The sequence below is a fragment of the Halalkalibacter sp. APA_J-10(15) genome, assembly GCF_023017105.1.
GTDB lineage: Bacteria > Bacillota > Bacilli > Bacillales > Bacillaceae_D > Halalkalibacter.
In genome coordinates this window covers 72,966-86,491 of sequence record NZ_JALKEV010000012.1, presented here as the reverse complement: position 1 = coordinate 86,491, position 13,526 = coordinate 72,966, and the positions used below count along the sequence as shown (strand labels likewise).

The following is a 13,526-nucleotide window of genomic DNA, read 5'->3' as shown; positions in this document are numbered from 1 at the left end:
TGGGAGGATGAAAGATGAATTTTGCTGTAACCTCAAGAGGAGACGACTTGTCAAATGACTTGCAAAAGCGAATAAAAGAACAATTGATGAAGCATGGTCTTGTGTATAATCAACATGAGCCAGAGTTAGTCATTACGGTTGGTGGTGACGGAACGTTATTACAAGCTTTTCATGATTATGCGAAGCGCCTTGAGGAAACAGCCTTTGTTGGAATACACACAGGGCATTTAGGCTTTTATGCAGACTGGGTACCTTCTGAGGTTGAACAATTAATCAATGATATTGTTCATAAGCCCTTTCAAGTCGTTGAGTACCCTTTATTAGAAGTCGTTATCCATCATAATCAAGACGAAGGTGAGCGTCATTTAGCATTAAATGAGTCAACCATTAAAGGGTTAGGTGGTTCCATCGTTAGTAACGTTGAGATTAAAGGGGATACTTTTGAAGTGTTTCGAGGAGATGGTCTTTGTATTTCGACACCATCTGGTAGCACGGCTTATAATAAAGCACTTGGTGGAGCGATTTTACATCCGTCATTAGCATCGATTCAAATTTCTGAAATGGCCTCTATTAATAATCGTGTCTATCGAACCATAGGCTCGCCACTCGTGTTGCCAAAGCACCATGTTTGTTTATTGAGGCCATTGAATGAAGTGGAAGTGCAAGTGACAATTGATCACTATACGTTAGAGTATCGGCACATTTATTCGTTGCAGTGTCGAGTTGCAGATGAAAGAATTCGTTTTGCTCGTTATCGATCATTTCCATTTTGGAAGAGAGTAAAGGAGTCGTTTATCCGTGAGTAACTTTGTAGCAACTTTTGAATGGGTGGTAGCAAATGACCGTCATAAGCTGTTACGAACTTTTTTAAGAGAAGATTGCCAGCTCTCGAAAAGAGGACTAGCTCATATTAAATTTAATGGCGGTATAATTAAGGTGAATGGGCATGAAGCAACGGTCCGTTCACCTTTGCAATGTGGCGATGTCGTGACAGTTGGCTTACCATTAGAAAAGCGAAGTGAATCACTTGATGTTGAACATATCCCTATTTCAATCGTATATGAGGATGATCATTTTATTGTAGTCGATAAAGTAGCGGGGATGCCAACAATCCCGTCAAGAGAGCATCCTAATCGAACGTTAGCAAACGCGATATTAGGTTACTATGAACGGATTGGACTACCAACTACGTTTCATGCGGTCAACCGATTGGATCGAGATACATCAGGACTTCTTATTATTGCTAAGCATCGTTTTGCCCATGATCGCATGTCCGATTTACAGAATAAAGGAAAAGTGAAACGGTATTATCAAGCACTTGTTCATGATCGTGTTCACCCGCCCAATGGAACGGTAGATGAGCCAATTGGCCGTGCGGGTGACAGCATTATTACTAGGATGGTTACCGAAAATGGAAAAAAGGCTGTTACTCACTATCATACTGTAGCACAGAAACGAAATTACTCACTGCTATCCATACAATTAGAAACAGGAAGAACTCATCAAATTCGTGTGCATTTTGCTTATTTAGGGCATCCGCTTTTAGGTGACGATTTATATGGAGGAAAGCAGGACTTTATTTCTCGTCAGGCTCTTCATTGTAGTAAAATTGAATTTACACATCCTTTTATAAAGGATACAGTGACGGTCACTTCGGAATTGCCAAAAGATATGAAGCAGCTTTTGTAATGAAATAGAACGATCTACTCACATCTTAAAAGATTAATGAGTAAATGGCTCTTCTTAGTCGGTGATTTCAATCGTTTCAATTACATAATCAGCAATGAGCTCATCGTCTGCATTGTATAGTTCGACCGTGACGGCATTTTCTAGTTCTTCTGCGGAAATAGAATCGACCTCAATAATATCAGAGGAGATGGCATAGCTTTTTCCTCCATCAATCTGAAACCATTCAGGCTCACCGTCATGGTTGGCGAACAGAAGAGATGGCTGATCATCTAATTTTTCTTGTAAAGATTGAGAAAATGAAAATACGGTATATAACTCAGGGCTAGGTAGCTGTCCAGTGTTTTCATAACGTACATACATACTGAATCGCGTTTCCTCCTCATTCAAAAAAATCTTCGTCTCGTCATGATCAATGATAAGTGATAGCTGTGGACCACATGCACTCAGTAGTAAAGTAAGAATGATGGCGAGAGGAAAAAGATGTTGTTTCATCAAAACACTCCTTTGTTCGTTAGGGTTCAAATGATCGAAATTTTTCTTGCTGGTATGGTTGCTGTGATGGGACTTGGACAACATTTAATTCAGGGTATTGTAACGCAGAGAGAGCTCCGCCAAACACACACCCAGTATCAATATTAACTGTGTGATTCACAAAACGTACATGTTTTGTAGGAGTATGACCATAGACAATCCATTCATTTCCAATATGGTGCTGTGCCCAATCTCGACGTATCGGAGTTCCATCAGCATTCGTTTCACCGGTAATATCCCCGTATAGAACAAACGTTTTAACACGTTTATTGAATAAGCCTATGTCTTTTGAACGGATACCTGCATGAGCAATAATGAGTCTACGTTCATCTAGTATATGATAAAGTGGAGATTGATCAACTAATTGAGTAAATTGTTGCTTAATTTGTTGAAATTCTTGTTTAGTTAAAGAGTTTAGCTCTGCAACGGTCGTTTCAAGGCCATGTTTAATTTGGACATTACGTCCAATAAAATAACGATAAAGCTTGTCGCAATGATTTCCAGGCACGTAAAAAGCCCGGTTTTGTTTGACAAGATGAGCAACTAAGCGAATGACATCAAGAGAATTAGGACCACGATCAGTTAGATCACCAACAAATACCAGCTTTCTAGTGGATTCGTGATGTACATAGTCTAATTGATCTTGTTTATAGCCTAGTTTTTGAAGCAAGCTAATTAACTCATTATAACACCCATGTATATCACCGATTATATCAAGTTTCATACTAGCCTCCATTTCAATCGTTTTGTTCATTATCATAGCGTATTTACTACTATTGGGGCAAATGCTCAAGTGTTTGTATGCAAACTTAAGCATTTTAACATTTAACGATATTTTTAGCAGGATTAGTGGAATTTTCATCATGAGTCATAGGTTGAATAATAAGGTAGTAAAAAGGAGGGTTAATTGAAGTATGCTAGAGCCTGTAACAAACCCAGTGTTAATCTTTGCAATTGCAATGGTTATTTTCCTAATTGCCCCTCTCATAATGAGGAAGCTTCGTATTCCCGGTATTATTGGCCTTATTTTTGCTGGAGTAATCGTCGGTCCAAATGGAGTAGGGCTACTAGACCGTGATCCGACTATTATTTTATTAGGAACAGTTGGTTTATTGTATATTATTTTTATTGCTGGATTAGAAATTGATTTAGAAGGATTTAAAAAATATCGAAAGCGAAGTTTAACGTTTGGCTTTCTATCATTTCATTTACCTTTTTTAATTGGTGTGTTAGCGACGTTTTATTTTGGATACCCGTTAGCAGCCGCAATTTTGCTCGGCTCATTACTAGGCTCACATACGTTATTAGCGTATCCTATTGCTAGTAGACTAGGTGTGGCGAAAAACAAGTCTGTTACTACGGCTGTTGGTGGAAGTATTATGACAGATACTCTTGCCTTATTAGTGTTGGCTGTTGTAGCTGGTTCGACACAAGGGGCGTTAACGTTCGACTTTTGGCTCATGCTGTTCCTTTCTATGGCTATTTATGTTGCGGCAGTCTTTCTTATTGTTCCGATTGTGGCTAAATTTTTCTTTCGTTCATTTAGTAGTGAAGGTGTTTTGGAATTTGTATTTGTAATGACTGTTCTATTCGTTTCAGCATATTTTGCTACTGTAGCTGGTCTAGAGCCAATTATTGGTGCATTCCTAGCAGGTCTTGCATTAAATCGATTTATTTTTGAGCAAAGTCCACTAATGAATCGAATTAAATTCATAGGGAATGCCATTTTTATTCCTTTTTTCTTGTTATCTGTTGGCATGCTAATGGATTTACGGATTTTATTCCTTGAGCCTAGTGCTTGGATTACAGCAACTCTTGTTGTTATTCTCGTTGTAATAGGTAAATTTGGAGCCGCTTGGCTAACAGGAAAAATATATCACTACTCAAAGGAAGAAATGTGGTTAACGTTTGGGTTAACGATTCCACAAGCTGCAGCGACTCTTGCAGCGACTCTGGTCGGTTTTGATCTTGGATTATTCGATCAAGCAACGGTCAATGCGGTAATTGTCATGATATTAGTTACGTGTATGATTGGTCCTTATTTAGTAGAAAAGTATGCCCGTAAGCTCGCATTGAAAGAATCGCAAATGCCTTATGAGCCGACCAATGCACCACAGCGAGTTATGGTGCCGATTGCGAATCCGCAAACATTGGAATCGTTAATGGACTTGGCGTTTATGGTAAGAGGCTCTTCATCAGAATCCTTATACACGCTATCTGTTGCTAGAAGCAGTGAAGAAGGATCCTCAGCACAAGTTGTTGAAGCAGAGAAGCTGTTAGGTCATGCTGTCCAATATGCGGCTGGTGCTGAGGTGCCGATTCATATGCTTACGCGTGTTGATCCGAATATTACAACAGGGGTTGTTAGGGCGATAGAGGAGACGAGAATAACGAATGTCGTTATTGGCTGGAATGGAAAGCTATCAACACCACAGAAAATCTTTGGAGGCGTACTAGATCAATTACTTGAGCGGACTTCTCAAATGATTCTTGTCTCGAAGTTGGGACATCCACTTAATACAACGAAGCGAATTGTGATATTGATTCCTTCTGGCTTTGATCATAAAATTGGGTTTTATGATCCGATTAAGGTTGTGAAACGGATGGCTAATCAGATTGGGGCGACGATTGCTGTTTTTGTTATTAAAGATCAAACCTTATCTTATCAGGAAGGGTTTCAAAAGGTGAAACCTGATGCACAAGTGACGTTAACGAAGCTAGAAACGTGGAATGAATGGAATCAGGAATATTTACCTCATTTAAAAAAGGATGATATTGTCATTGTGTTTAGTGCGAGAAGAGGCACAATCGCGTGGCATCCGCAGCTGGAGCGATTACCACGAGTATTAGCAAATGCTACACCGAAAAGCTTTATTATGATGTATCCGGTAGAAGAGGGTAAGGTTGATTCACGAGGAACGCGAGGATTAGATGTACCTAAGACGTTTCTTTCGGAGAAGTCATATGATTGATAGAAAAACGCATGATAAGGAGAGAACTGAAAAAGTGGCTGTAAATTTTTTCAGTGTCTTTCATTTGAATAGAGTAATTATATATTTAAATCTATCAAAAGGAATGAAGAAAAACGCTCCCTCTCGAGATAGGGGCCTCCGGTGGGCGCTGGTTCTAACTGGCTAACGCCCCACCGTTGGTTTTTTTAAAACATAATTAGAATGGACAATTATATAGTTTTTTTATGGTGTTTTTACTATTTTAGTTAGATGATTTGCAATTTTTTCCGTTTTCTGCTATGATAAGAATAATTATTTTTGTTCGGTGTGAAGGATAGTATGAATATCGACTTTTCGTCTTGATGATACTTTGGGCAAGGATAGTAATATAATGTGTGGTAACGCACTAGGAGGAAACAAAAATGGAAACAGGTACAGTAAAATGGTTTAACGCAGAAAAAGGTTTTGGCTTTATCGAACGTGAAGATGGAGACGATGTATTCGTACACTTCTCTGCTATCCAAAGTGAAGGCTTTAAATCATTAGACGAAGGTCAAAAAGTTACGTTTGACGTTGAGCAAGGAGCTCGTGGAGCTCAAGCAGCAAACGTTCAAAAATCTGCTTAATACTTAAATCGTTTAAACATACAGGCTCTTTATATAGAAGCCTGTCAGACCGTAGACAAAACGCCTTTGAGAGAGAATTCTCAAAGGCGTTTTTACGTTATTCCCCTTATTTTTTGTTGTAGAGTAGGATTCTATTTTAATATCTGTTATAATAATTAGTACTAGGTATTAAGAACAACTAATAATGGAGGTATGAGATGATTCAATTATCATTAGAAGATCGTACATATGTAGTCATGGGTGTGGCAAATAAGCGAAGTATTGCCTGGGGGATTGCTCAATCTTTGGCAGAAGCAGGTGCTAGACTTATTTTTACATATGCTGGTGAAAGGCTAGAGAAGAATGTTCGTAGTTTAGCAGAAACGTTAGATCGTTCAGATCATCTTATTTTACCTTGTGATGTAACAGATGATGGTGAAATTGAAAAGACGTTCTCACAAATCAAAGATGAGGTTGGGACGATTCACGGAATCGCTCATTGCATTGCATTTGCCAATAAAGATGAGCTAGAAGGTGAGTATTTAAATACAACTCGCGAAGGGTTTTTGCTAGCGCAAAATATTAGTGCTTATTCTCTAACGGCTGTTGTCAAAGCAGCTCGTCCACTTTTTTCTGAAGGAGGAAGCATTTTAACGTTAACGTATTTAGGTGGAGAAAAAGTCGTAAAGAATTATAATGTAATGGGTGTTGCAAAAGCATCTCTTGATGCGAGCGTGAAATATTTAGCGAATGATTTAGGTAAAGATAATATTCGTGTAAATGCTATTTCAGCTGGACCAATCCGTACGTTAGCAGCAAAAGGAATTGGTGGCTTCAATGATGTCTTAAAGGAAATTGAAGAACGTGCGCCTCTTCGTCGAACGACAACACAGGAAGAGGTTGGCGATACAGGGTTATTCCTAATGAGTGATTGGTCTCGTGGTATCACTGGTGAAATCATTCATGTAGATAGTGGCTACAATATTGTATCTTTATAAATATTATATTTAGAATGAAGAAGGCGTTTGCTTGAGAAGAAGATTCTCCGGCAAACGCCTTCTTTTGAAAGGTAAGGTACTTCTATTGAATCAATGACGATCCTGATAGGAGTAAATGCCAGGAAATACTATCTACGCCAAACTTTTTTGGCTGTCCATTGATTGAAAGGCTGAGCAGTGAAGGTATAGTGTTCGAATTGGTGAATAGGCGTTCGTTTGTAATAAGTGAAAACAGAATGTCCCATAGGAACTGAGTTTACCTCTGTTTCCTCAAGTAGATGGTCCTTCTCTTTTAAATAAATATTGATCCGTCTTAATGTATGTCGATCTCTACGTTCTACATTCGTCCGTTCATATGCTTCAATAGCCTCTTGTAGTTGCTGAAATGCATCCTTTAAGAACGTTTGTTGATCCTCCATAAAAAACACCTCGCATTCATATAAGATCTTGTTCATGTATATGTCCTACTCGTTCGTTCAAGAAGTAAAAGCTTGATAAGCATTTTGAAAAAGATACATATAATACGTTGGAACACCGTATAGTGTAATAACCATGTATGGGAAAGGAGTTCTAACATGAGGAAACGTGCATTCCCTTTATTGTACATTTATCAAAAGAAAGAAGCAGAAATTGAGCCGAAGCAGCAAGAATTTGTTTATAAGAAGCATGATGAAAAGAACAGTCACGAAGATATTCAAAAAGGAGAGCCTGTTTTTAACGGACTTGAAGATGATCCGCACTATGAAGTCGATTTAAGTAGTGTATTGGAACAGTCTGAATCATTAGCAAGTATGCTTAAGAAGCAAAGCGAGGAGAGAAAGCCAGTTGAACTTAAAGTAGCTGATGCTGTATACGTCGGTACAGTGTCCCTTGAAGGAGATCTGGTCTTCTGTCAAGTTGATCCGAAATCAAATGAACGAGTATCCTTTTCCTTAAAGGAAATTGATTCAGCTACCGTAAAGGAATGATTAAGAATTAAGAATTTAAATGATGAAATAGCTTACAAACCACTGAAAAGACCATTCTTTTCAGTGGTTTTGATCATTTATACGTATTTCAATGGTCATAAGGGAGGTTTAGAATGGTACTTCATTTCCCCATTCATCATAAAATTGTGAAAGAAATTGTTGCATATACTGATGTCGTTCTTCAGCTCTACGTCTTCCTTCATTCGTATTCATAAGTTCTTTGAGCTTTAACAGTTTTTCATAGAAATGTCCAATGGCACTCGATGGAGATTGACGGTATTCTTCAACGGTCATGGATTCACGGTAATGTGCTTCTGGATCGTGCATTAAGTGCCCTTTGTTGCCAGCATACATAAATGTTCGAGCGATTCCAATCGCACCAATGGCATCTAAACGGTCGGCATCTTGTACAATTTGTGCCTCTAATGAAGTGACGGGATCGTTATTACCACCTTTGAACGAAATGGTTGTTATAATGGAATAGATCGTTTCCTGCTCTTTCTTCGGTACACCTTGATCCACTAACCAATTCGTAACTTCCTTTATACCTTCCTCTTCACTTTCAACGACTTTATCATCGATTAGATCATGTAGGAGTGCTGCTAATATTATGATAAATTGATTACCACCTTCAACTTGAGCGATTTCTACGGCTTGCGTTGTCACACGTTGAATATGGTGCCAATCATGACCAGAGGATTCATTATCTAATTTAGATTGAACCCATTGTTTTGTTTGTTGAATAATTTTGTCCTGATTCATGTACTCGTTCCTCCTCGATGAGTGAGCTTTCTAGTGGATAATTGATTCATTTCTCGAACAAATCGAGAACGCTGGACTTGTTTTCCTCTGCGCTTTGACGGGATTGAAATCGATAATGTATCAATGGCTCTCGTAATCGCTACATACATTAACCTTCGTTCCTCTTCCAATGGTTGCTTATCACCATCACGTAGTGCTTCTAATGCGTAGTCATGTGGAATACCACCTTCAACAGCTTCGATAAGGTACACATGATTAAATTCCAATCCTTTAGAGCGATGAATCGTTAGCAATTGAACAGCATTAGTAGCTGAGTGTTGCAAACGAAACTCTTCAAATTTAGCGGTCATATGATCAACATATTGTAAGAAGCCTTCTATTGATTCATGCAGCTTAGCAACTTCCTTTAAATCTTTGATATCATCAGAACCACGGTCCATTTTGTTACCTTCATTTCCTTGTTTCTTCACATAATCGGCTAATCCCATTTCTCGTTCAATAAATACGATTGCCTCGTATGGCTGGAGTCGGCGTAATTCGTCAAATTTAGCAGGGAGTGCGCGTAGCTTACGCTGCTGGAAAGGTTGAATCCCATTCACTTTAGCTAATGCGTCTATGAATGAGCAATCCTCCGTAATGCTAAGCGACTTGACTTCTTGAGTTACTTCCTGTTTTAAGAATAGGGCACCAACTAAATCAGTAAGAGCTTTCGTGTCATTTTCGTCAAATGCTAAGCGCAAGTATGCGAGCACTTTTCTGACCGTTCGTCGTTTATAAAAAGATTCACCATCCATCTCAAGTTGAAATGGAATACTCGATTGAATAAATCGTTCTATTAAGGCTCTAGCAGCTGTATTTGTTCGAAATAAAATAGCAAAATCATTTGGTTGATGCCCCTTTTGTACCTTTTGTTTGATATCTTGGACGATCATTGTCGCTTCTTCTTCTTGGTTAAAAGGGTAGAACATGAGTGGAAGCTGCTCAGAATACTGTTGAGCGATTAATTGCTTCTGAAACCTTGTCCGATTCGATGTAATGATGTTATGCGCAGTCGAAACAATTTCATGGCTTGAACGATAATTTTGATTTAATAGTACCTTTTTCAAATGTGGATAAGCTTGGTCGAAATGTAACATGAAGGAAGGATCGCTTCCTCTGAATGCATAAATCGATTGATCATCATCTCCTACGATACATAGGTTATTCGACTTGGTTAACATTGTGATAAGCTCGTACTGAATCTTATTCGTATCTTGAAATTCGTCTACAGATACATATGTAAAGCGTCGTTGGTAACGGCTTAAAACATCTGGGTGCTTTTTGAAAAGGTCATATGCACCTAATAGCATATCATCAAAATCAAATGATTGATTTTCTTTTTTAATGGCTTCGTATCGTTTATAGAGATAGAGTATTTTTTCTTCCCAAGAATTTGTCGTTTTCACTAACTCTGGGGTAAGCATATGATTTTTCCACCAACTAATTTGAGTGAGTGCTTGATCATAGGCAAAGTCTTTTTCATCAATGTCTATTTCGCGACCTGCGGACTTGAGAATGGCTTGTCTTTGCCAGTCCATATTCAATAGCAAAGGAGATGCCCACCGTTTCGGTTCATGATGCAAAAGAATTTTATAGAAAATCCGATGAAACGTCCCGATCATCAGCTGGTTAAGCAAAGAATGATTCATTTTCGGGTATGTAGCCATTCTTTCCTTCATTTCTTTAGCAGCTTTTGCTGTAAAGGTAACCATAATAAGCTTTTTTGGTGAATAATGAAGCTCAGTTAACATATAAGCTGCTCGAGCTGTTAACACACGAGTCTTTCCACTTCCAGCTCCAGCTAAAATCATAACAGGTCCTTCTGTTGTTGTAACAGCTTCCCATTGCGATTCATCAAAATGAATACCTCTTTGATATAATTCTTTCCGATATCCAGGAAGGTTTCCATTTGTCGTATGTTGTATGGCTTGAAAAGGAGGGATTGCTTCGACATATTCAGGTTTTTTCCAAACGTGTGAAGGCCGATTCTTATGCTGATGACTAATCGTTCGACTTTTTGGTAATTGAAATCCATTTGCTACTTGAGTAGTGTCATGCTCAGGTTGTTGTAGCCTTTTTTCCATTTCGTTGGCTGCTTCCAAACATTGATCTGTTAGTTGCGAATGCTTGAATGTAGGTGGTTCAAGTATACTTAGTTGTAATTGAACCGGCATGTGGCAATGAATACAAGTGACTTTATTGTTTAAGCTAGCGAGGTATAAGGCTTGCCACAGCTCTCGATCATATGTAGATAAGGAAATAGTTTTCCCTTGATAAAATGCGACGTTCATGCAAATAAACTCCTCTCAAACCATCTTTCTCTATCGTAGCAAAAATGAGCGGAGCATACATAGATAATGTTTATTTAATTTTTGAAAAGAAGTCATAAGATGAGAAATCGTGTTGGTGTTTGTGAATTGTGTGAGCGAAAAGAGGTAGAATTAGCGATTCACCATTTAGTGCCACGTGAAGAAGGTGGTGCTCATTCGGCGATCGTATACTAATGTATCCCATGTCATCAGCAAATTCATGCATTATTTACGAATCAATAATTAGCCATTCGTTTGGCTACAATAGAGAGTTTAAAGGATGATGCTATTAAAAGATATTTAAAATATATATAAGCCTGCAGCAATGTTAATTCGGACAAAAAAATCAAAGGTTCGTAAGAGGAAATGAAAAACGAGCCAAAAATATAATGGCTCGTTGTAGGAGGCGACTGGGCTAGTTGGATTCGAACCAACGAGTCACGAAGTCAAAGTCCGTTGCCTTACCGCTTGGCTATAGCCCATCGACTTGACTATTACTAGTATGTAACGACTGGACAAATTTATTCAAAATAAAGAAGGATTTTTTAATAAATTGTCGAAATAGGTGATGAAGTGTAGAAAGGAGAGTGAGTGAAAATATGGAAGATATTGAACCATTTTGTATTTCACTAATTAACCAAGCAATTGGGAAGCGAGCGTCAGATATTCATTTCTTAATGAATGATAGCCATTGTTCGATCTTTTATCGAAGTGGTGGCGAGCTTAAGAAGTGGAGAGAATTGCCGTTACGTATAGGAGAGCGGCTAGTTAGTCATTTGAAATATCGTTCAGGGATGGACATAGGGGAACAACGGAAGCCTCAAAGTATGTCTATAACCCATAAGCGAAAGTCTTCTACGTACTCTCTTCGTTTATCAACCTTACCGAATAAGCAGTCAGAGGGTTTAATTATTCGTATTCTACCACATCGCATGACTCATTCAATTGAAACACTTTCCTTATTTCCTCAAGCATCTTCTCAATTACATCCATTACGTACATTCCAAAGTGGCTTATGTTTATTTGCTGGATCAACAGGATCAGGAAAGACAACAACGTTATACGCGATTCTTGAACATATTCGTCATAGTGGAAATAAGTCAATCATTACAATTGAAGACCCTATTGAAATACCTTTAAATGATATCGTTCAAGTCGAAGTCAATGAAAAGGCGGGACTAACGTTTGATTCGATTTTAAGAGCGGCACTACGTCATGATCCAGACGTTATTTTAGTAGGGGAAATTAGAGATGAAGAAACGGCTGCTTTAGCTGTTCGTGCATCATTAACAGGGCATTTAGTATTAGCGACTGTACATGCCAATGATGTGCAAACAACGTTTTTACGGCTTCTAAATCTAGGGGTGAAAGAGAGTGATTTGATAGACTGTTGCAAAATGATTATGGTGCAGCAATTGGTAAAGTTACGATGTCCGATATGTTTTCACGAAGCTGAAGAGGATGAAAGGTGTAGTTGTCAGAAGCCATTACGAAAAGCGTTAGTTGAAGTAATAGTAGGAGAGGAGTTAAAGTTGTTGGCAAAGGGTCAATTTATGAGAAGAAGTTCTTTTAAAGATCAAGCGAGAAAAGCTTGGGTGTTAGGTTATATAAGTGAACTGGAATTACGGAGTTTCTTAACATGATAAGAAGGAAAATGATTGTTAATGAAGAAATGATCGACCACTTTGACCGGATTGGTTCGTTGCTGGAAGCAGGGTATCCACTTGATATATGTTTGTCGTTTGTGACACAATATGCGTCAAGGGAATGGATTGAGAAAATGCATGAGGTTATGTATTCATTGCAAGAGGGGTATGCTGTCCATCAAAGCTTTGATGTAGAAGGTATTCCTAGAAGTATCATTCTTTTTCTTTATTTTTATGAAAGGCAAGGCGATTTACCTAAAGGATTTATTGAAGCGAGCCGCTATTTAAGACATCAATTAAAATGGAAAAATCAGCTGATCAAATTAGTCAGCTATCCGCTCTTTCTTTTACTATTTTCTGGATTGTTAATGAGTATGATGTATCTATTTGTGCTTCCTAATTTTACTGCGATGATTTCAACGACATCGTCACCCGCCTTTGTTTTCACATTTGTTGAACTTCTAAAGCAAGCTCCACTTGTTCTCCTTTTGTGTTGTGTATGCTTTATCCTCTTTTTCTTACTATATATGAATCGGTTAAAAAACTTATCTCCTCTTCATAAAATAAATCATTTCATAAAAATCCCATTAATAGGTCGAGTATTAAAGTTACTTATCACGTATTTCTTCTCACTACAATTAGGTCGAATGCTGACGGCGGGAATGACGATTCAACAGGCGTTACAACAAATACAGGATCAGCCATACGTCGAATTGTTGAAATTAGAAAGTGAACGCTTAATGGTAGGACTACGTTCTGGACAATCGTTATCAGAAGTTATTGAAGAATCACCTATCTATCAAAAAGAATTCAGTTCAGTCCTCGCAAATGGTTTCCGTACAGGTTATATAGCGACAGATTTAATTTATTATAGTAGTATGCTCTATGCTGAATTAGAACGAATGATTCAAAAAGGTTTGAATAGAATCCAACCAATTATGTTTATGTTAATCGGTTTTATCGTATTATTCCTTTTTTTAGCGACATTGTTGCCCGTCTATGAAATGCTAAATACAATGTGAAATCGT

13 protein-coding genes, 1 tRNA gene and 1 pseudogene are annotated in these 13,526 nt (G+C 38.2%); 9 read left to right on the top strand and 6 right to left on the bottom strand.

The window, feature by feature from the left end:
- Positions 1-14 precede the first annotated feature (14 nt).
- On the top strand, positions 15-806 hold the full coding sequence (locus MW695_RS14770) for an NAD kinase (protein ID WP_247106099.1): 792 nt from the start codon (positions 15-17) through the stop codon (positions 804-806).
- Positions 799-1,689, top strand: coding sequence for an RluA family pseudouridine synthase (locus tag MW695_RS14765; protein ID WP_247106098.1), 891 nt, complete (start codon positions 799-801; stop codon positions 1,687-1,689). Before MW695_RS14770 ends, MW695_RS14765 begins: the two co-directional genes overlap by 8 nt.
- 54 nt (positions 1,690-1,743) lie before the next feature.
- On the opposite strand, the gene MW695_RS14760 is transcribed toward MW695_RS14765, so the two are convergent.
- Together MW695_RS14760 and prpE are read right to left on the bottom strand one after the other, a co-directional pair.
- Entirely contained in the window at positions 1,744-2,181 is a 438-nt protein-coding gene (locus MW695_RS14760; protein WP_247106097.1) for a hypothetical protein, read from the bottom strand.
- 19 nt (positions 2,182-2,200) lie between these two features.
- A complete protein-coding gene (gene prpE, locus MW695_RS14755; protein WP_247106096.1) occupies positions 2,201-2,944 on the bottom strand; it encodes a bis(5'-nucleosyl)-tetraphosphatase PrpE in 744 nt (247 codons plus the stop codon).
- Between the two features lie 190 nt (positions 2,945-3,134).
- Between prpE and MW695_RS14750 the strand changes: the two genes are divergently transcribed.
- From MW695_RS14750 to fabI, 3 genes are all read left to right on the top strand, one after another.
- Positions 3,135-5,192 (top strand): cation:proton antiporter, encoded by a 2,058-nt coding sequence (locus MW695_RS14750; RefSeq protein ID WP_247106095.1) that lies wholly within the window; start codon positions 3,135-3,137, stop codon positions 5,190-5,192.
- 401 nt (positions 5,193-5,593) lie between these two features.
- Entirely contained in the window at positions 5,594-5,797 is a 204-nt protein-coding gene (locus MW695_RS14745; RefSeq protein WP_247106094.1) for a cold-shock protein, read from the top strand.
- Positions 5,798-5,997: 200 nt separating this feature from the next.
- The gene (fabI, locus tag MW695_RS14740; protein ID WP_247106177.1) at positions 5,998-6,774 is read left to right on the top strand and encodes an enoyl-ACP reductase FabI; all 777 of its coding nucleotides are present in this window, start codon (positions 5,998-6,000) and stop codon (positions 6,772-6,774) included.
- A 128-nt stretch (positions 6,775-6,902) separates the two neighbouring features.
- On the opposite strand, the gene MW695_RS14735 is transcribed toward fabI, so the two are convergent.
- The gene (locus tag MW695_RS14735) at positions 6,903-7,229 is read right to left on the bottom strand and encodes a hypothetical protein (protein ID WP_247106093.1); all 327 of its coding nucleotides are present in this window, start codon (positions 7,227-7,229) and stop codon (positions 6,903-6,905) included.
- 120 nt (positions 7,230-7,349) lie between these two features.
- Here MW695_RS14735 and MW695_RS14730 point away from each other — a divergent pair, with 120 nt between their 5' ends.
- Complete coding sequence (locus tag MW695_RS14730) at positions 7,350-7,742, top strand: hypothetical protein (protein ID WP_247106092.1); 393 nt, start codon at positions 7,350-7,352, stop codon at positions 7,740-7,742.
- A 108-nt stretch (positions 7,743-7,850) separates the two neighbouring features.
- Here the strand turns inward: MW695_RS14730 and MW695_RS14725 are convergent, their stop codons facing one another.
- Positions 7,851-8,504: an HD domain-containing protein gene (locus MW695_RS14725; RefSeq protein WP_247106091.1), complete on the bottom strand. Its 654-nt coding sequence runs from the start codon at positions 8,502-8,504 to the stop codon at positions 7,851-7,853.
- Entirely contained in the window at positions 8,501-10,834 is a 2,334-nt protein-coding gene (locus MW695_RS14720; RefSeq protein ID WP_247106090.1) for an ATP-dependent helicase, read from the bottom strand. The genes MW695_RS14725 and MW695_RS14720 overlap by 4 nt, the downstream gene beginning before the upstream one ends.
- A gap of 99 nt (positions 10,835-10,933) precedes the next feature.
- On the opposite strand from MW695_RS14720, the pseudogene MW695_RS14715 reads away from it, so the two are divergent.
- Positions 10,934-11,222: pseudogene (locus MW695_RS14715) on the top strand (HNH endonuclease).
- Positions 11,223-11,262: 40 nt separating this feature from the next.
- Here the strand turns inward: MW695_RS14715 and MW695_RS14710 are convergent.
- A tRNA-Gln gene (locus MW695_RS14710) sits at positions 11,263-11,334 on the bottom strand.
- Between the two features lie 117 nt (positions 11,335-11,451).
- Between MW695_RS14710 and comGA the strand changes: the two genes are divergently transcribed.
- Both comGA and comGB read left to right on the top strand, forming a co-directional pair.
- Entirely contained in the window at positions 11,452-12,495 is a 1,044-nt protein-coding gene (gene comGA, locus MW695_RS14705; protein ID WP_247106089.1) for a competence type IV pilus ATPase ComGA, read from the top strand.
- On the top strand, positions 12,492-13,520 hold the full coding sequence (gene comGB / locus MW695_RS14700; RefSeq protein WP_247106088.1) for a competence type IV pilus assembly protein ComGB: 1,029 nt from the start codon (positions 12,492-12,494) through the stop codon (positions 13,518-13,520). The genes comGA and comGB overlap by 4 nt, the downstream gene beginning before the upstream one ends.
- Positions 13,521-13,526 lie beyond the last annotated feature (6 nt).

What these genes read in the sequence shown, in the direction of transcription:
- comGB (WP_247106088.1), top strand. Translation starts at nt 12,492, where the DNA reads ATGATAAGAAGGAAAATGATTGTTAATGAAGAAATGATCGACCACTTT.
- MW695_RS14735 (WP_247106093.1), bottom strand. Translation starts at nt 7,229, where the DNA reads ATGAACAAGATCTTATATGAATGCGAGGTGTTTTTTATGGAGGATCAA.
- MW695_RS14750 (WP_247106095.1), top strand. Translation starts at nt 3,135, where the DNA reads ATGCTAGAGCCTGTAACAAACCCAGTGTTAATCTTTGCAATTGCAATG.
- prpE (WP_247106096.1), bottom strand. Translation starts at nt 2,944, where the DNA reads ATGAAACTTGATATAATCGGTGATATACATGGGTGTTATAATGAGTTA.
- MW695_RS14745 (WP_247106094.1), top strand. Translation starts at nt 5,594, where the DNA reads ATGGAAACAGGTACAGTAAAATGGTTTAACGCAGAAAAAGGTTTTGGC.
- MW695_RS14770 (WP_247106099.1), top strand. Translation starts at nt 15, where the DNA reads ATGAATTTTGCTGTAACCTCAAGAGGAGACGACTTGTCAAATGACTTG.
- comGA (WP_247106089.1), top strand. Translation starts at nt 11,452, where the DNA reads ATGGAAGATATTGAACCATTTTGTATTTCACTAATTAACCAAGCAATT.
- MW695_RS14730 (WP_247106092.1), top strand. Translation starts at nt 7,350, where the DNA reads ATGAGGAAACGTGCATTCCCTTTATTGTACATTTATCAAAAGAAAGAA.
- MW695_RS14720 (WP_247106090.1), bottom strand. Translation starts at nt 10,834, where the DNA reads ATGAACGTCGCATTTTATCAAGGGAAAACTATTTCCTTATCTACATAT.
- MW695_RS14725 (WP_247106091.1), bottom strand. Translation starts at nt 8,504, where the DNA reads ATGAATCAGGACAAAATTATTCAACAAACAAAACAATGGGTTCAATCT.
- MW695_RS14760 (WP_247106097.1), bottom strand. Translation starts at nt 2,181, where the DNA reads ATGAAACAACATCTTTTTCCTCTCGCCATCATTCTTACTTTACTACTG.